Annotated in this window: 14 protein-coding genes, 2 pseudogenes and 1 riboswitch; of the genes and pseudogenes, 6 read left to right on the top strand and 10 right to left on the bottom strand. The window is 68.6% G+C overall.

Annotation, left to right across the window (positions count from 1 at the left end; genetic code table 11):
* The 3 genes from SY91_RS00080 to SY91_RS00070 all read right to left on the bottom strand — a co-directional run bounded on the left by SY91_RS00080 (position 1) and on the right by SY91_RS00070 (position 3,594).
* Entirely contained in the window at positions 1–1,047 is a 1,047-nt protein-coding gene (locus SY91_RS00080; RefSeq protein WP_006477874.1) for a PhoH family protein, read from the bottom strand.
* Positions 1,048–1,080: 33 nt separating this feature from the next.
* Complete coding sequence (miaB, locus tag SY91_RS00075) at positions 1,081–2,454, bottom strand: tRNA (N6-isopentenyl adenosine(37)-C2)-methylthiotransferase MiaB (RefSeq protein ID WP_185920992.1); 1,374 nt, start codon at positions 2,452–2,454, stop codon at positions 1,081–1,083.
* A gap of 207 nt (positions 2,455–2,661) precedes the next feature.
* Entirely contained in the window at positions 2,662–3,594 is a 933-nt protein-coding gene (locus tag SY91_RS00070; RefSeq protein WP_006477876.1) for a LysR family transcriptional regulator, read from the bottom strand.
* A 147-nt stretch (positions 3,595–3,741) separates the two neighbouring features.
* On the opposite strand from SY91_RS00070, the gene SY91_RS00065 reads away from it, so the two are divergent.
* The 3 genes from SY91_RS00065 (at position 3,742) to ribB (ending at position 6,988) form a co-directional block, all read left to right on the top strand.
* The gene (locus tag SY91_RS00065) at positions 3,742–4,917 is read left to right on the top strand and encodes an MFS transporter (RefSeq protein WP_043887575.1); all 1,176 of its coding nucleotides are present in this window, start codon (positions 3,742–3,744) and stop codon (positions 4,915–4,917) included.
* 219 nt (positions 4,918–5,136) lie between these two features.
* Positions 5,137–5,823 carry a helix-turn-helix domain-containing protein gene (locus SY91_RS00060; RefSeq protein WP_011546157.1) on the top strand — a complete coding sequence of 229 codons (687 nt, stop codon included), beginning with the start codon at positions 5,137–5,139 and terminating at the stop codon, positions 5,821–5,823.
* 187 nt (positions 5,824–6,010) lie between these two features.
* Positions 6,011–6,159, top strand: a riboswitch (FMN riboswitch).
* Between the two features lie 118 nt (positions 6,160–6,277).
* Positions 6,278–6,988, top strand: coding sequence for a 3,4-dihydroxy-2-butanone-4-phosphate synthase (ribB, locus tag SY91_RS00055; protein ID WP_023476272.1), 711 nt, complete (start codon positions 6,278–6,280; stop codon positions 6,986–6,988).
* Between the two features lie 70 nt (positions 6,989–7,058).
* Here ribB and SY91_RS00050 read toward each other — a convergent pair whose 3' ends face one another.
* From SY91_RS00050 to SY91_RS00030, 5 genes are all read right to left on the bottom strand, one after another.
* Positions 7,059–7,745: an HAD family hydrolase gene (locus SY91_RS00050; protein WP_006477880.1), complete on the bottom strand. Its 687-nt coding sequence runs from the start codon at positions 7,743–7,745 to the stop codon at positions 7,059–7,061.
* Between the two features lie 188 nt (positions 7,746–7,933).
* Entirely contained in the window at positions 7,934–8,920 is a 987-nt protein-coding gene (gene iolG, locus SY91_RS00045) for an inositol 2-dehydrogenase (RefSeq protein ID WP_023476270.1), read from the bottom strand.
* A 74-nt stretch (positions 8,921–8,994) separates the two neighbouring features.
* Positions 8,995–9,819, bottom strand: coding sequence for a TIM barrel protein (locus tag SY91_RS00040; RefSeq protein WP_023476269.1), 825 nt, complete (start codon positions 9,817–9,819; stop codon positions 8,995–8,997).
* Positions 9,820–9,859: 40 nt separating this feature from the next.
* Positions 9,860–10,861, bottom strand: coding sequence for a hypothetical protein (locus SY91_RS00035; RefSeq protein ID WP_023476268.1), 1,002 nt, complete (start codon positions 10,859–10,861; stop codon positions 9,860–9,862).
* Between the two features lie 143 nt (positions 10,862–11,004).
* Positions 11,005–12,069, bottom strand: coding sequence for a LacI family DNA-binding transcriptional regulator (locus SY91_RS00030; protein WP_006477884.1), 1,065 nt, complete (start codon positions 12,067–12,069; stop codon positions 11,005–11,007).
* 165 nt (positions 12,070–12,234) lie between these two features.
* Here SY91_RS00030 and SY91_RS00025 point away from each other — a divergent pair, with 165 nt between their 5' ends.
* Genes SY91_RS00025 through SY91_RS00015 form a run of 3 tightly spaced genes read left to right on the top strand, consistent with a single transcriptional unit; the run spans position 12,235 to position 14,917 of the window.
* The gene (locus SY91_RS00025) at positions 12,235–13,317 is read left to right on the top strand and encodes a fatty acid desaturase family protein (protein ID WP_043887572.1); all 1,083 of its coding nucleotides are present in this window, start codon (positions 12,235–12,237) and stop codon (positions 13,315–13,317) included.
* Between the two features lie 36 nt (positions 13,318–13,353).
* Positions 13,354–13,662, top strand: a complete 309-nt coding sequence (locus SY91_RS00020) for a non-heme iron oxygenase ferredoxin subunit (protein WP_006477886.1) — start codon at positions 13,354–13,356, stop codon at positions 13,660–13,662.
* Between the two features lie 4 nt (positions 13,663–13,666).
* Entirely contained in the window at positions 13,667–14,917 is a 1,251-nt protein-coding gene (locus SY91_RS00015) for an NAD(P)/FAD-dependent oxidoreductase (protein WP_023476265.1), read from the top strand.
* 60 nt (positions 14,918–14,977) lie between these two features.
* Here the strand turns inward: SY91_RS00015 and SY91_RS00010 are convergent.
* A pseudogene (locus SY91_RS00010) lies at positions 14,978–15,693 on the bottom strand (MIP/aquaporin family protein).
* Between the two features lie 80 nt (positions 15,694–15,773).
* Positions 15,774–17,274 (bottom strand): annotated as a pseudogene (gene glpK / locus SY91_RS00005) (glycerol kinase GlpK).
* Positions 17,275–17,370: the final 96 nt, after the last annotated feature.

The raw sequence follows: 17,370 nt of genomic DNA, 5'->3' as shown, positions 1-17,370 counted from the left end.
TCAGCCGTCCTGGTGCTGCGCGTGGAATTCGTCGTACGCCTCGACGATGCGCGCGACGAGCGGATGGCGCACCACGTCCGCGCTCGTGAAGCGCGTGAGCGCGATGCCGCGCACGCCGCCGAGTACCTGCTGCGCCTCGACGAGGCCGCTCTTGTGGCCGCGCGGCAGGTCGACCTGGCTCGTGTCGCCGGTCACGACCGCCTTCGAGCCGAAGCCGATCCGCGTGAGGAACATCTTCATCTGCTCGGGCGTCGTGTTCTGCGCCTCGTCGAGGATGATGAACGCGTGGTTCAGCGTGCGGCCGCGCATGTACGCGAGCGGCGCGATCTCGATCATCTGACGCTCGAACATCTTGGCCGTCTTGTCGAAGCCGAGCAGGTCGTACAGCGCGTCGTACAGCGGCCGCAGGTACGGGTCGACCTTCTGCGCGAGATCGCCCGGCAGGAAGCCGAGCCGCTCGCCGGCCTCGACGGCCGGGCGCGTCAGCACGATCCGCTTGACCTGGTCGCGCTCGAGCGCATCGACTGCGCACGCGACCGCGAGGTAGGTCTTGCCGGTGCCGGCCGGCCCGATGCCGAACGTCACGTCGTGCTGCAGGATCTGCTTCAGGTATTCGCGCTGGGCGGGCGTGCGGCCGCGCAGGTCGGCGCGCCGCGTATAGAGCTTCGGCCCCGGCTCTTCCTCCGGCTCGCTGGCGTCGAGCTGCGCGACGGGTTCGTCGAACGGATGATCGGGATCGCCGCGAAAGCGCACGTCGACCGTGTCCTGGCGGCCGTTGCCGGCCGTATGGCGCACTTCGACCAGCGCGAGCTGGATGTCGTCGACCGACAGCGGATCGCGCGCGCGGTTGTAGAAGTTTTCGAGCGCCGCGAGCGCGAGCTTGGCGCCGCGCCCGCGGATCGTGATCCGGTGGCCGCGTCGCGCGAGCGTGACGTCGAGCGCCTGTTCGATCTGCCGCAGGTTCTCGTCGAGCGGGCCGCAGAGGTTGGCGAGGCGCGCGTTGTCATCGCGCGGGGCGGTGAATTCCAGTGCTTGGACGGTCTTCAAAGTAGCGTCGGGCTCCTGTCGGGCGTCAGTCGGTCAGTGGGTGGCCGTGCTCGCGTCGTCGCTGACGAGCACGAGCTCGCCGCGCAGCGAGTGCGGATACGCATGGTTGATCTTCACGTCGATCATCTGGCCGATCAGGCGCGGGTGCGACGCAAGCGGCGCCGGGAAATTCACCACGCGGTTGTTCTCGGTGCGGCCCGCGAGCTCGTTCGGGTCCTTGCGCGACGGGCCCTCGACGAGGATTCGCTCGACCTTCCCCACCATCGACTGGCTGATGCGCGCGACGTTCTCCTCGATCGTCGCCTGCAGATGTTGCAGGCGTTTGAGCTTCACTTCGCGCGGCGTGTCGTCGGCGAGGTTCGCGGCCGGCGTGCCGGGGCGCGGGCTGTAGATGAACGAGAAGCTGGTGTCGTAGCCCATCTCGTGCACGAGCGCCATCATCTTGTCGAAATCGTCCTCGGTCTCGCCGGGGAAGCCGACGATCATGTCGGTCGACAGCGACAGGTCGGGGCGGATCGCGCGCAGCTTGCGGATCACCGACTTGTATTCGAGCACCGTGTAGCCGCGCTTCATCGCCATCAGGATGCGGTCGGAGCCGTGCTGGACCGGCAGGTGCAGGTGGCTCACGAGCTTCGGCACCTTCGCGTACGTGTCGATCAGGCGCTGCGTGAATTCCTTCGGGTGCGACGTCGTGTAGCGGATCCGCTCGATGCCGGGGATGTCGGCGACGTATTCGATCAGCGTCGCGAAATCGGCGATGTCGGTCGAACCGGCCGTCAGCACGCCGCGATAGGCGTTCACGTTCTGGCCGAGCAGCGTGACTTCGCGCACGCCCTGGTCGGCGAGGCCGGCCACTTCGGTCAGCACGTCGTCGAGCGGGCGCGACACTTCATCGCCGCGCGTGTACGGCACCACGCAGTAGCTGCAGTACTTCGAGCAGCCTTCCATGATCGACACGAACGCGCTCGGCCCCTCGACGCGCGCGGGCGGCAGATGGTCGAACTTCTCGATTTCGGGGAACGTGATGTCGACCTGCGCGCGGCCGCTCGCGCGGCGCGCGTCGATCATCTGCGGCAGGCGGTGCAAGGTTTGCGGGCCGAACACGAGGTCGACGTACGGTGCGCGCGACACGATCGACGCACCTTCCTGGCTCGCGACGCAGCCGCCGACGCCAATCAGCAGGCCCGGCTTCGCTTCCTTCAGCTCGCGCACGCGGCCGAGATCGGAGAACACCTTCTCCTGCGCCTTCTCGCGCACCGAGCACGTGTTGAACAGGATGATGTCCGCGTCTTCCGGCGTGTCGGTCTTTTCGAGGCCTTCGGCCGCATTGAGCACGTCCACCATCTTGTCCGAGTCGTACTCGTTCATCTGGCAGCCGAAGGTCTTTACGTAAACTTTCTTGGTCATGGGGATTCGCCGTTCGCAGTGGTTGACCTGGGGGCGTCGTCAAGGGTGAATCGGGACGGTCGGGCGCGGCACGCGAATCGCGCGCATCGGGCAGGAAAGGCCGTCGGGAAAGCCTTCCATTATAGCTTTTCGTGCCACGACGGGCGGCCGCCCGGTTGCGGGCGCGCGACGCCGGCTCCAGGGTTCCGACCCCCCAAGGAGCGGCCATCAATGGCACGCATTCAGCAGGTCGTCGAGCGCGGCTTCCTCACGGGCGAAGCGCTCGGCGAGAAAGTCGAGCAGCACGCGCACGCGCGGCGCCATGTAGCGCTTGCTGTGATAGATCGCGTGCAGCGGCGCGTCCTGGTGCCGCCAGTCGGGCAGCAGCACGCGCAGCCGGCCCGCGCGGACGTCGTCGGCGATGTCCCACAGCGACTTCAGCGCAATGCCGTGGCCGCGCAGCGTCCATTCGCGCGTGAGGCCGCCGTCGTTGGTCTCGAACGCGGTCGATACCGGCACCGTGTGGATCTGCACTTCGTCGCCGCGCGTGAAATGCCAGGTGTTCATCGGACCGGATGCGATCGTGATCACGTTGCATGGAAAGCGGGCCAGATCGTGCGGATCGGCCGGCAGGCCATGTCGTTCGACGAACGACGGCGCCGCGCACAGCACGCGCCGGTTGGTCGCGAGCCGGCGGGCGATCAGCGCGCCGTCGGGCGGCGCGGCGAAGCGGATCGCGAGGTCGATCTCGTCCTGCCACAGGTTCGACGACGAATCGGACGCCGTCAGCGAGAACGTGACGCCCGGATGCAGCGTCGTGAATTCGTGGAGCCAGTCGAGCAACTGGTGGCGGCCGAAATCGGACGTCGACGACAGCCGCACCTTGCCGCTCACGACGTTGCGGCCTTCCTGCAGCATCGCATCCGCGTCGTCGAGCGCCTGCAGCGCCTGGCGGCAGCAGTTCAGGTACAGCTTGCCTTCGTCGGTGAGCCGCAATTGCCGCGTCGAGCGCTCGAACAGCCGCGTCGCGATCTTCGCCTCGAGTTTTGCAAGCCTCGCGCTCGCGGCGGCCGGCGTGAGGTTCAGCTTGCGCCCGGCGGCGGACAGGCTGCCCAGTTCCGCCGCCTCGACGAACAGCCGGATATCGCCCAGTCGGTCCATGCGATTTTCCAGAAATTTTTGAAAATGGTTCAAATGTCACGCCAATTATCAAATATAGGCGTCTTCGGGACAATGCGCGCACATCCCGCTTTCTTGTGCGGTGCGGCACCGACGCGGCGCCGCGGCCGCCGCCTTCCGGAGAACGTCATGCCCATTCCGCTCCTGGCGCTCGCGATCAGCGCCTTCGCCATCGGCACCACCGAATTCATCATCATGGGCCTGCTGCCCGAAGTCGCGCACGACCTCGCCGTGTCGCTGCCGTCGGCCGGCCTGCTCGTCACCGGCTACGCGCTCGGCGTCGCGGTCGGCGCGCCGCTGCTCGCGGTGCTGACGAGCCGCATGCCGCGCAAGGTCGCGCTGCAGTTGCTGATGGGGATCTTCATCGTCGGCAACGTGCTGTGCGCGACCGCGTCCGGCTACGCGATGCTGATGGTCGCGCGCGTCGTCACGTCGTTCGCGCACGGCTCGTTCTTCGGCATCGGCGCGGTGGTCGCCGCGTCGCTCGTGCCGGCCGACAAGCGCGCAAGCGCGATCGCGCTGATGTTCACCGGGCTCACGCTGTCGAACGTGCTCGGCGTGCCGTTCGGCACGTTCGTCGGCCAGTTGCTCGGCTGGCGCGCGTCGTTCTGGATCGTCGCCGCGCTCGGCGTGCTGGCGCTCGGCGGCGTGGCCGCGCTGGTGCCGAACCGCCACGACAGCGGGCCGGTCGGCCTCGGCCACGAAGTGCGCGTGCTGAAGGAGCCGCAGGTGTGGCTCGCGCTGCTGATGACGGTGCTCGGCTTCGGCGGCGTGTTCGTCGTGTTCACGTACATCGCGCCGATTCTCGAGACCGTGTCGGGTTACTCGCCGCGCGCGGTCGCGCTGATCCTCGTGCTGTTCGGCGCGGGGCTGACGATCGGCAATACGATCGGCGGCAAGCTCGCCGACCGCGCGCTGATGCCGTCGCTGATCGCGATCCTCGTCGCGCTGATGGCCGTGATGGCCGTGTTCGCGAAGACGAGCCACCTGCCGGTCGCGGCCGCCGTGACCGTATTCATCTGGGGGATCGCCGCGTTCGCGACGGTGCCGCCGCTGCAGGCGCGCGTGGTCGAGAAGGCCGCGAGCGCGCCGCATCTGGCGTCGACGCTGAACATCGGCGCGTTCAACGTCGGCAATGCGGGCGGCGCGTGGCTTGGCGGCCTCGCGCTGGAACACGGCTTCGCGCTCGATGCGCTGCCGTGGGTCGCGGTCGCGGTGACGTTCGCGGCGCTGGTCGTCACGTGGCTCGCGATGCGGCTCGACACGCGCGGCCCGGCGCGCGGGGCGGCGCCGGCGGCGCAGTAAGCGGTCGCCACGACGCCTTGCGCGGCGACGCCATAGCGGCAGGAAAAGGTTCGCGAGAAACGTATTCCTCCGCGATGCTGATAACGGTGTGAAGATAACTTCGTTTGCCCGTGCCAGGCCGGGTGATAGCGTCTCGATACGCGCCAATGACCGGCGCAACCCGATTCCTGTTCCGGCTTACCCCTACGCAGGGCCGCGCAGCGGCCCGGAGGCAATGCTATGTCTTCATCCCTGGCGCTCGTGCGCGACGTGTCTTCCTTCGAGTCCGGCAATGCCGCCGACGGGCGCGGCTCCGCGTCGCTCGACGTCCTCGAGCAAGTCGTCGGCGTGAATCTCGCGCGCTTGCGCGCCGAGCGGCAACTGTCGCTCGACGCGCTCGCGCGGCTGTCCGGCGTGTCGCGCGCGATGCTCGCGCAGATCGAATCGGCGCGCAGCGTGCCGTCGATCAAGGTGCTTTGCAAGATCGCGGCGGCACTGAAGGTGTCGGTCGCCGCGTTCCTGCGGCGCCATGCGGTGAACGGTTTCGAGCACCTGGCGGCCGAGCGCGCGTCGCGCGTGGTCAGCTCGAACGGCCGTTTCTCGGCGCGTGCGCTGTACCCGGAAGGCGAGCCGGCCGCGGCCGAATTCCACGAGCTGCGGATCGCACCGCTGCATACGGAGCCCGGCGCGCGCCGCGCGCCCGGCACGACGGTCAACCTGGTCGTCAGCGAAGGCACGCTCGAAGTCAGCGTGCACGACCGCCGCCAGTTGCTCGCGACCGGCGACGCGATCGTGTTCGACGCCGACCAGCCGTACAGCCTGCGCAACCCGGGCGACAGCGAAGCGCGTGCGTTCCGCGTGACGGTGAGCCCGGAGGTGCCGCCGCGCTGGCTCGTGCCCGACGCGGCGCACGCGGCCGTCAACTGATCGCGCGGGCCGCGCGGCGCGACTGCGTTCCCGGATGGTCGCGGGGTCGCGGGATCGCCCGCCGGCCGTTCGGGCGATGCCGTTAGACGGGGTCGTCAGTAAGGTTTTACCGGTAGTTGGCTGCGCGTCGTGCGCGGCTGTTGTATGCTTGGCCCGCCGGTGACGGGGCGTTCCCGTCCGGCAATCAGTGCGTCTTCAGGGCGGGGCGAAATTCCCCACCGGCGGTAGGCTGGCGTAAGCCGGCGAGCCCGCGAGCGCCCGCGCATCCGCGCGGGGTCAGCAGATCTGGTCGAATGCCAGAGCCGACGGTCACAGTCCGGATGAGAGAAGATGTGCAGATAGTCATGTCCGTCAGGGCCGCTTCGCGCTGCATGCGAAGCGGGTTGTCGTTCTGTCTGTTTGCAATGCCCTGAAACGTTTTTCGCCCTAATCGTATTTGCGAGGAGCGTTTCACATGTCCTTGATGTCCGTTTCGTCGGCGCCTGCCGACGCCTTTGCCGATCTCCCCCTGCTGGATGCCGAACCGGTGCCGCCGCGCATCGCCGCCGCGCTCGACGCGATGCGTGCCGGCCGCGCGGTCGTGCTGCAGGACGACCACGACCGCGAGAACGAAGCCGACCTGATCGTCGCCGCCGAGCGCATCACGCCCGAGACGATGGCGCTGCTGATCCGCGAGTGCAGCGGCATCGTCTGCCTGTGCCTGACCGACGACACGGTGCGCGCGCTCGAACTGCCGCCGATGGTGCAGACCAACGAAAGCCGCAATGGCACCGCGTTCACCGTCTCGATCGAGGCGCGCGAAGGCGTGCATACCGGTGTGTCGGCCGCCGATCGCGTGACGACGATCCGCGCGGCGATCGCCGACGGCGCGAAGCCGCACGACATCGTGCGCCCCGGCCACGTGTTTCCATTGCGTGCGCAACCGGGCGGCGTGCTGGCGCGCCGCGGTCATACCGAAGGCACGGTCGACCTGTCGATCCTCGCGGGCCTGAAGCCGGCCGGCGTGCTGTGCGAGCTGATGAATCCGGACGGCACGATGACGCGCGGCGACGATGTCGAGCGCTTCGCGCGACGGCACGGGCTGCCGATGCTGACGATCGCGGAACTCGTCGAGTTCCGCGAGGCATTGGCGGCCGCGCGCGAACGCTGCTGCGAGCCGGCCTGAGCGAAGGAAAGGCGGGCGCGTTCGCGCGCCCGTGGCGCGGCCGGATCGACCGATCCGGCCCGAATGACGATCAGGACTGCACGTCGCCGAATTCGCCGCGCATGCCGGCTTCGACGAGCGCCGGCAGTTCGTCCATCTTGCGCATGATCCGCGTGATGCCCATCGCGCGCAGCGCGTCCGCGTAGTTGTCGGGGATGTGGCTCGCGCCGACGAACGCGATCGTCTTCATCCCGGCCGCCCGTGCGGCATTCAGCCCCGAAATGCTGTCCTCGACGACGACGCAGCGCGCCGGCTCGACGCCGAGCGTGTGCGCCGCGTGAAGGTAGACGTCGGGGTAGGGCTTCGGCCGCGCGACCTGTTCGGAACTGAACACCCGCTCGCCGAAGATCTCGGTGAGCGACGCGCGCTTCAGCGAATTGCGCACGCGCACGAGCCGACTGTTCGACACGACGGCGGCCGGCAGCGTGACCTTTAGCAGCGCGTCGCGCACGCCGCTGATCGGCGCGAGCGATTGCGCGAGCGCGATCTCGATGTTGTGCTCGATGGTCTCGATGAAGTTGGCGGGCATTTCGATGCCGAAGCGGGATTCGATGCCGGTGAGGAAGCGCGACGTCTGCTGGCCGAATGCCGACTTCGCGGCGGCTTCGAAATCGAGGTTCGGGAACGTGGCGGACAGCGTGTCGAGCAGTACGCGGTCGGCGATGACTTCGCTGTCGACGAGCACGCCGTCGCAGTCGCAGATGAGGTGATCGAGCATGGTGATGAAAATGCGGGATATCGGCGACGCCGATCGATTCGTCATCATACGTGCTTTCACGCGCATGCCGCGCGACGTGGCGGCAAATTTGCCCGATGCCGCCGTGAGGTTGCGGCAGGTCGTGCCGGGGCGCCGCCGCTCGCGCAGCGGCGGCTCGCTTGCCCGGATCGCGGCCGCCGTTTGCCGCGTCACAGCTCGATCACGCGCCCCGTTTTCCACGACGTCATCGCGGCTTCGGCCAGTTCGAGCGCGGCGAGCCCGTCGTCGATCGTCGTCCTGACCGGCGTGCCGTCGCGCAGCGCGTCGACGAAATGCGCGATCTCGGCCGCATACGCATGCCGGTAGCGTTCGAGAAAGAACGGCTCCGGCACGTCGGTCGCGATGCCGCCCGCGAGCCAGGCACTCACCTCGGTCGGCCGCACGTTGCCGGCCAGCAGCATCCCTTGGCTGCCGAGCAGTTCGAAGCGCTGGTCGTAGCCGTAGGCCGCGCGCCGCGACGTGTTGATCTGGCACAGCAATCCGCGCCGCGTGCGGATCGTCACGGCGGTCGAATCGATGTCGCCCGCGTCGTGCACGGCCGGATCGGTCAGGCAACTGCCCGTCGCGTGCAGCGTCTGCGCTTCGTCGCCGAGGATCCAGCGGAACACGTCGAAGTCGTGGATCAGCATGTCCTTGAAAATGCCGCCCGAGCTGCGGATGTAATCGGCCGGCGGCGCGCCCGGATCGCGGCTCGTGACGACCAGCATTTCCGGCGCGCCGATCTCGCCGTGCTCCACGCGTGCCTTCAGCGCCGCGAAGGTCGGGTCGAAGCGGCGCTGGAAGCCGATCATGCAGGTCGCGCCGGTGCGCCGCACGACGTCCGCGCACGCACGCGAGCGCTCGACGGTGAGGTCGACCGGCTTCTCGCAGAACACGGCCTTGCCCGCGTTCGCGGCCGCGATGATGAGGTCCGCATGCGTGTCGGTGCTCGATGCGATCACGACGGCCCGCACCGACGCATCGCCGAGCGCGCGCTCGACGTCGGCGACCTGCGCGTCGTGCGTGCGGGCGAGCGCTTCCGCCGACGGTGCATGCCGGTCGATCACGTACTTCAGTTTTGCGCCCGGATGGCGCGCGAGATTCGCCGCGTGGATCTTGCCGATCCTGCCCGCGCCGAACAAAGCGAATTCGATCATTCCGTTTTCCTATGGATTCCGCTGGTTTACCGATGCACGGTCAGCATGGGGCGCGCGCCGTCATGACGGTCCGCTCAGCGATCCGCCAGCTCGCCGCGCACGTAGTCGATGCTGGCGCGCAGCCGGTTCTCGATGTCGCCGGCTTCGGCGATTTCGTTTGCGAACGGCTCGAACGACAGCGCGCCGCGGTAGCCGCGCGCGAGCAGCTCGCGCAGTTGCCGGATGTTGCCGAGCCGGTCCGCGCCGCCGACCAGCACGCGGTGACCGTCGCGCATCCGGTCGACCGGCAGGTCGGCGTCCTCGACGCCCGAGATGTGCACGAGGCCCGTCAGGCTCGGGAAGAAGATGTCCTCGCCGGCGAGGTGATGATGGAACGTGTCGTGCACGAGCCGGAACACCGGCTCGCCCGCCGCCGCGTAGATGCCCTTCACCGCGTCCGACTTGCGGCGCAGCGCGCATTCCTCGAAGCCGAGCGGTTCGATGAAGCCGAGCAGGCCGCGGGCTTCGAGGATCGGTTTCAGCGCCTTCAGCGCCGTGACGAGATCCGCATGGCGGGCGTCCGCGCTGCGCGTGTCGCCGTGGCTGTTGGTCGGGCACAGCACCAGCGCACGCGCGCCGCATTGCGCCGCGTAGTCGGCCAGCACGGTCGCTTCGTCCGCGCGCTCGGCGTTCCATTGCTCGAAGCGCTGCAGCGCGTTGATCGTCAGGATCGTCACGCCGCCGGCTTCGGCCGTCGCGCGGACGGCGGCCGCCGGCGTGCCATCGGCGAGCTCGACGCCGTCGAGATCGTTGCGGATTTCGATCGTGTCGACGCCAAGGCGCCGGCACAGCGCGACGTAGCGGTCGAGCGGCAAGCGCGGCGCGCTCATCCGGTTCAGCGAAAAGTGGAAGGTTTGCATCGTCGTTCTGTCCTTGAGGCTGGAGTGGGGCGGGTCCGAATCAGGTGCCGGTGCGCGCGGCAAGTGTCTGCCACGTGTCGCGCAGCCAGTGCGCGCACGCGACGTTGTTGTCGAAGATCGAATAGCGCGCGCCGCCGCCGTAGTCGGGAAACGGGATGAACTCGCAGCTGATCTGCGCGAGCAGCGGTGGCCGCGCGTGAGCCTGCGTTCGCAGCAACTGACGCAGCGCGGCTTTCCACGTGTCCAGCGCATCCGCGCGCCATTCGCCGCGATACGCGCCCGGCGCGGGCGCGACGAACGGGTACTGGATGCCGCGGCCGGGGCTGCCGTCCGCGCGGCGCATCCAGCGGTTCTCGGGGTTGTTCGGCGTCACGCTGCGCGCATGCGCATGCCGGACCCAGCCGCGCGCGATCCAGTCGGCGTAGATCGCGGCGGCCGACGCCGGGTCGAGCAGCGCATGGCCACCGTCGGCCGATTCGCGCAGGCCCGATGCGTCGAGCTCGGCGCGGTTGCCGATCTTGAACAGCAGGTGCGAATGATCGAGCGTGATACGGAACGGTGCGCCGGCCTGCTCGACAAGCTGCGCGACGCGCGCCACGCGCATGAAGTCCTCGCTCCACATGTCGACGTGCACTTCGAGGCTCGGCAGGCAGCCGACCGGCTCGCCCAATGCGTACGCACGCAGGTAGAAATCGGCGACTTCGCGGTCCGACAGCAGGTGGCCGTCCGCGTGACGCGCATGTAGCTGGCAGTTGAGCACCGTGCTGCCGAACCGCGCACCCGCGGCGACGATCTCGGCGACATGCGCTTCGTCGCGGCCCGCGCACCAGATGCCGCCGATCACGCGGATCGGCAGCGCGTGGCGATCGACCAGCGCGAAATACGGCGACAGGTCCTCGCCGCGCGCCGGGTTCTTTTCGATGTAATCGAACACGCCGGCAGCGGCGACCCTCCGGAAACGTTCGGCGGGCGTGGGCGGCGGCAGCCCGTCGTGTTCGAGCACGCCGTCGAGGTTCACGCCGATGAGGATCGGTTCAGCCATCGTCTCCTGTCCGTTGTTGTCCGTGGATGGCTGATCAATGTACGGATGCGCGGCGCGGGCTGCATGACAAAGGTTGACGAAAAATCGCCCATGCCGTGGTCGATTTTTTCATCGTGCGCACACGGTGTGCCGCACGGCGGGATTCACGCCTGCAGGTACGCGCTCGTCCTCACGTTCGCCGGACAGAACACGCGGAATTCGACCGGGTCGTCCGGCGGCGGCTGTTCGACGATGCCGCACGCATGCAGCACGTGCTGCAGCGCGGAAATCGCCTGCCCGTCCGGATCCTGGTCGATCGCGAGATCCATCGCGCCGGCTTCGATGAAGGTACGGTGCAGGTCGATCATCTCGTGGCCGATCCACACCACGCGCCCGATCGCGCCGGCCTTGCGCAGCGCCGCTTCGATGCCGGCCGAACCGGCGCCGCTGTTGTAGATCGCGACCACGTCGTCGTGCGCCTGCAGCGCCTTCGACACCGCGCGGTAGCAGCGGTCGTCCTGGTCGAGCGTCTCGATCGGTTCATCGTCGCAGCGCACGGCGGCGAACGCGTCGGCGAGCTGGTCGCGGCAGCCGGCCATCCGGTCGGCGTGCGCGCGGTAGCCCATCCGGCCGCCGAGCAGCAGCACGCGGCCAGGGCGCGCGGCGAGGCGGCCGATGTAGTAGCCGGCCGTGCGCCCGGCGCGATAGTTATCGATGCCGGCGAAGTGCGCGCGGTCGATGCCGCCGATGTCGGTGACCATCGTGACGACGGTTTCGCCCCGCGCGATCGCGGCAGCCAGTGCGTCACGCACGCGGGCCGTGTCGTGCGCGGTGACGATCAGCGCCGCGCGCCGGTACGCGGGCCGTTCGATCAGCGCGGCGGCGCGCGCGTCGTCCGCGGCGGGCAGGATCGTCCGGTGCACGACCACGCGCCGGTCGAGCATCTGCAGCGAGCGCTGCAGCGCCTGCTGCAATCGTCGGAAGAACGGCGCGTCGGTGTCCGGCAGCAGCACGTCGACGTGGATCAACCCGTGCCGCGTGTCGGGCAACTGTCGCGGCACGCCGAGTTGCCGCGCGGCCGCCACCACGCGTTCGCGCGCCTGCGCGGAGACGCTGCCACGCTCGTTCAGCACGCGGTCGACGGTCGTCGTGCTGACGCCGGCGAGCGCCGCGATCTCGTCGAAGCGCGCGGTGCGCTTGCGCCAGCGCGGCCCGGATTCACCTGCCATGGTCGTCTCCATCATGAGGGTCGCCATCGATCGCGTGGCGTTGTCGGGAACGCTAAAGCGATGGCGAAATTTCGTCAACGTTTCGATTGAGGCGGGGCGGCCGGTCGCCTAATTTCGTTCCTGTGGCGAAGCGCTTGCCGCGCACAAGAACCCCAGGAGACAGAAGTGGCCCAACCCGACGACCCGGCACGCGAACCCACGGCGGCGCGCCGTCAGGCATACCGAATGATCGGCGGCGCCGGCGAGCGCGCACACGCGGCCGGGCTCGTCAACGCCGCGTGGTACCGGTGCGCGGTGCCGCGGCCGCTGATGAAGCAGCTGATGCAGCGCGGCGATGCGCGGGCGATTCGCGACACGCTGATCTGGTATGCGGCGATCGCGATCAGCGGCGCGCTCGCGTGGCTGGCGTGGCGCGCGCATTCGGCGTGGGCGATTCCCGCGTTCTTCGTGTACGGCACGCTGTACTGCAGCCCGGCCGATTCGCGCTGGCACGAATGCGGGCACGGCACCGCGTTCCGCACGCGCTGGATGAACGACGTGCTGTACCAGGTCGCGTCGTTCCAGGTGTTCCGCCGCGCGACCGCCTGGCGCTGGAGCCATGCGCGCCATCACACCGATACGCTGGTCGTCGGGCGCGATCCGGAAATCGCCGCGCCGAAGCCGACCGACTGGCTCGCGCTCGCGCTGAACGTCGTCGCGCTGAAGCACGTGGCCGGCGAGCTGCGCAAGATGATCGCGGTGTCGTTCACCGGCCGGCTCGACGACGAGGAACGCACCTACGTGCCCGAGTCGGAATGGCCGAAGGTCGTGCGCGAGTCGCGCATCCATCTCGCGATCTACGCGCTCGTGACGGGCGCGGCGGTGTACTGGCACACGCTCCTGCCGCTGCTCTACATCGGGCTGCCGAGCCTCTACGGCGCATGGCTGTACCTGTACTTCGGCCTCACGCAGCACGCGGGCATGCCGGAGAACGTGCTCGATCACCGGCGCAACTGCCGGACCGTGATGATGAATCCGGTGTTCCGCTTCCTGTACTGGAACATGAACTATCACGTCGAGCACCACATGTTCCCGATGGTGCCGTTCCATGCGCTGCCGAAGCTGCACGAAGTCGTGAAGGCCGACATGCCGCCGCCGTACCGCAGCACGCTGGCGGCCTATGCGGAGATCGTGCCGGCGCTGGTCCGGCAGACGCGCGACCCGTCCGATTACGTCGTGCGGCCGGTGCCGGATGCCGCGCGCGCCTGACCGCTACCGAACCTCACAACGAAGGAGACACGCACCATGACGCAATGGATCGACACCGGCGCGCTCGACGACATCGACGACGAAGACGTCGCGCGCTTCGATCACGCCGGCCGCACGTATGCGATCTACCGGATCGACGGCGAGGTTTACGCGAGCGACGGTCTGTGCACGCACGAGCAGGTGCATCTCGCGGACGGGCTCGTGATGGATCACGTGATCGAGTGCCCGAAGCACAACGGCCGCTTCGACGTGCGCGACGGCCGGCCGCTGTCGGCGCCCGCGTGCGAGAGGCTGCGCACGTACCGCGCGAAGATCGAGGACGGCCGCATCCTGATCGAGGTATGACGCGATGACCAGCGACCGGGTGATGGCGATCGTCGGCGCGGGCCATGCCGGCGGCCGCGCGGCGCAGGTGCTGCGCGCGTCCGGCTGGCGCGGGCGCATCGTGCTGATCGGCGCGGAGCCGCATCCGCCGTACGAGCGGCCGCCGTTATCCAAGGGCGTGCTGACGGGCGAGCGCAGCGCGGTGCAATGCCGGTTGCGCGATGCCGACGCATGGACGGTCGACCGCATCGAGCGGATCGTCGCGACCGTCGAGCGTATCGATCCGCACGCACGCGAAGTGCGCATGTCCGGCGGACACGTGTTCGGCTACGACGCGCTGCTGCTGGCCACCGGCGGCCGTGCGCGCCGTCTGGCCATTCCTGGCGCGGCGCTCGACGGCGTAGTCGCGTTGCGCACGCTCGACGATGCGGCGGTACTCGGCGCGCGGCTCGTGCCCGACGCGCGGATCGTGCTGATCGGCGGCGGTTTCATCGGTCTCGAAGTCGCGGCGTCGGCGCGTCGGCGCGGCTGCCGCGTGACCGTGCTCGACGCGGCGCCGCGACTGCTCGGCCGCGCTGTGCCGGAAGCCATCGCGACGCGCGTGCATGCGGCGCACGATGCGCAGGGCGTGGCGATTCGCCTGAACCGAAAGCCGGTTGCGATCGAGCGGACGTCGGGCGGTGCGCTGGCCGTCGTGCTCGACGACGGCGACACGCTACTCGCCGACACGGTCGTGGCCGGCATCGGCATCGAACCGGCCGATGAACTGGCGCGCGATGCGGGCCTCGCGGTCGAGCGCGGCATCGTCGTGAATGCGCAGCTCGAGACATCGGCGCGCGGCATCTACGCGGCCGGCGACGTCGCGGTGTTTCCGAGCGCGTTATCGGGCCAGCCGGTTCGACAGGAGACCTGGCACGGCGCCGAGACGCAAGCGCACGTCGCCGCCCGCAACATGCTCGGTGCGGGCGAAGCGTATCGCGACACGCCGTGGTTCTGGTCCGATCAATACGATGCGCAGTTGCAGGTGGCCGGGGAGCCGGCGCTCGGTACGCAGTCGGTCGCACGCAGCCTTGGCGACGATGCGGAAATCCATTTCCATTTCGATGCGCTCGCGCGGCTCGTCGCGGCGAGCGGCTTCGGCCGGGCGGCGGGATTCGTGAAGGAAATGCGCGTGGCGAGGATGCTGGTCGAACGCGGGATCGACGTGACGCCGGCGGCGGTCGCGGACGTCGACGTGAAGCTGAAGTCGCTGGTGACGGCCGTGAATGACCGGTAGCGGAAAGGAGGGAAATGAAGCGCGCGGCAGCGAACGCCGCGCGCTTCGTTCAGACCGCGATCAGGCCATCGCGTGCAGGCGCAGATACAGGCCGGCTGCCGCCGCGCCGCCGAGCAGCGGGCCGACGACGGGCACCCACGCATAGCGCCAGTCGCTGTCGCGCTTGCCGGGAATCGGCAGCAGCGCATGCATGATGCGCGGCGACAGGTCGCGCGCGGGCTCATCGCGTAGCCGGTCGGGCCGCCGAGCGAGATGCCGATGCCGAGCACGAGCAGGCCGACGGGCAGCGCGTCGAGTGCGCCGAGGCCGACTTGCGGCGACGCGAGATACAGCACGCCGAGGATCAGCACGAACGTGCAGATCGCTTCGGTCAGCACGTTGTGCGTGGTGCTGCGGATCGCCGGCGCCGTGCAGAACACCGCGAGCTTCAGGTCCGCATCGGCTTCCTTCGCGAAGTGCTGGCGATACGCGAGCCACACGAGCAGCGCGCCCGCCATCCCGCCGAGCATCTGCGAGAGCACGTAGCCGCCGACTTTCGACCACGCGAACTTGCCCGCGAGCGCGAGGCTGATCGTGACGATCGGGTTCAGGTGCGCGCCGCTGAACGACGCGGTCACGTAGACCGCGACGAATACCGCCATCGCCCAGCCCATCACGATCACGATCAGATCCGCGCCTTTGCCCTTGGTCTTTGCAAGCAGCACGTTTGCGACCGCGCCGTTGCCGAGCAGCACGAGGATCGCCGTGCCGATGAATTCTGCAATATAAGGTGACATGATTGTCTCTCGAAGTCACGGCGGACTCGCGCGCTGCGCGGTCCGCCGGTGTTGTTGTATGTCGTTTGGAGTAGTTCGGATTACCGGGTGTCGTCGGCCCATGCCTTCGCGGCGCGCACCGCACGCTGCCAGCCGGCCATGCGCTGCTCGACCTGCTCCTTCGGCATCGACGGTGCGAAGCGGCGATCGAGCTGCCACTGGTCGCGCACTTCGTCGAGGTTCTTCCAGTAGCCGATCGCGAGACCCGCGAGGTAGGCCGCGCCGAGCGCGGTCGTCTCGGTGATCTGCGGACGCACCGCGTCGACGCCGAGCAGGTCGGCCTGGAACTGCATCAGCAGGTCGTTCGCGCTGGCGCCGCCGTCGACGCGCAACTCGCCGATGCTGATGCCCGAATCGGCTTCCATCGCGGCCAGCACGTCGAGCGACTGATACGCGATCGCATCGAGCGCCGCGCGCGCGAGATGCGCGGCGCTCGTGCCGCGCGTGACGCCGAACACCGAGCCGCGCGCCCGTGCGTTCCAGTGCGGTGCGCCGAGGCCGGCGAACGCGGGCACGAGATACACGCCGTCGGTGTGCGGCACGCTCGCGGCGAGCGCCTCGATTTCCGCGGCCGTCTTGATGAGGCCGACGCCGTCGCGCAGCCACTGCACGACCGCCCGCGATGAAGATGCTGCCTTCGAGCGCGTACTGCACGTCGTCGCCGATCTGCCAGGCGATCGTCGTGACGAGGTTGTTCTTCGATTCGATCGGCTTGTCGCCGGTGTTCATCATCAGGAAGCAGCCGGTGCCGTAGGTGTTCTTTACCATGCCCGAGGTCGTGCACATCTGGCCGAACAGCGCCGCGTGCTGGTCGCCGGCGATGCCCGCGAGCGGGATCTTCGATGCGAACACGGTGGTCTTGGTGTGGCCGTAGATTTCCGACGATGCCTTCACTTCCGGCAGCATGCTGCGCGGGATGTCGAGCAGTTCGAGCAGCTCGCTGTCCCATTCGCGCGTATGGATGTTGAACAGCATCGTGCGCGACGCGTTCGTCACGTCGGTCACGTGCAGTTCGTGCTTCGTGAAGTTCCACACGAGCCAGCTGTCGACGGTGCCGAACGCGAGCTTGCCCTGGCGCGCCTTGTCGCGCGCGCCCGGCACGTTGTCGAGGATCCAGCGGATCTTCGTCGCGGAGAAGTACGAGTCGATCGGCAGGCCGGTCTTCGCGCGCACCTTCGCTTCGAGGCCCTGCTTCTTCAGCGAGTCGCAGAAATCGGCGGTGCGGCGATCCTGCCAGACGATCGCGTTGTAGACCGGCTGGCCCGTCTCGCGATCCCAGACGATGGTCGTTTCGCGCTGGTTCGTGATGCCGATCGCCGCGATCGACGTGCCGTTCAGGCCCGTGCGCGTGACGGCTTCCGCGGCGACGCCGGCTTGCGTCGACCAGATTTCCTGCGGGTCGTGCTCGACCCAGCCGGGTTGCGGGTAGATCTGTTCGAATTCCTTCTGGGCGATCGATACGATGTTGCCCTGGCGATCGAACAGCATCGCGCGGGAACTCGTGGTGCCCTGGTCAAGCGCGAGGATGTACTGGTCCTGCATGTCTCTCATCTCCATCCGTGGATTGGCTTAGTTGTGGTGCGCGCCGCATGTGGGGCGGCGCGTCGGTGAATCAACGTCGGTCAGGCAAAACTACCA

Origin of the sequence: Burkholderia cenocepacia (assembly GCF_014211915.1) — a bacterium.
Lineage (GTDB): Bacteria > Pseudomonadota > Gammaproteobacteria > Burkholderiales > Burkholderiaceae > Burkholderia > Burkholderia orbicola.
Note: the sequence above shows the minus strand (reverse complement) of the source record. Positions and strands in the feature narration are given on the sequence as shown.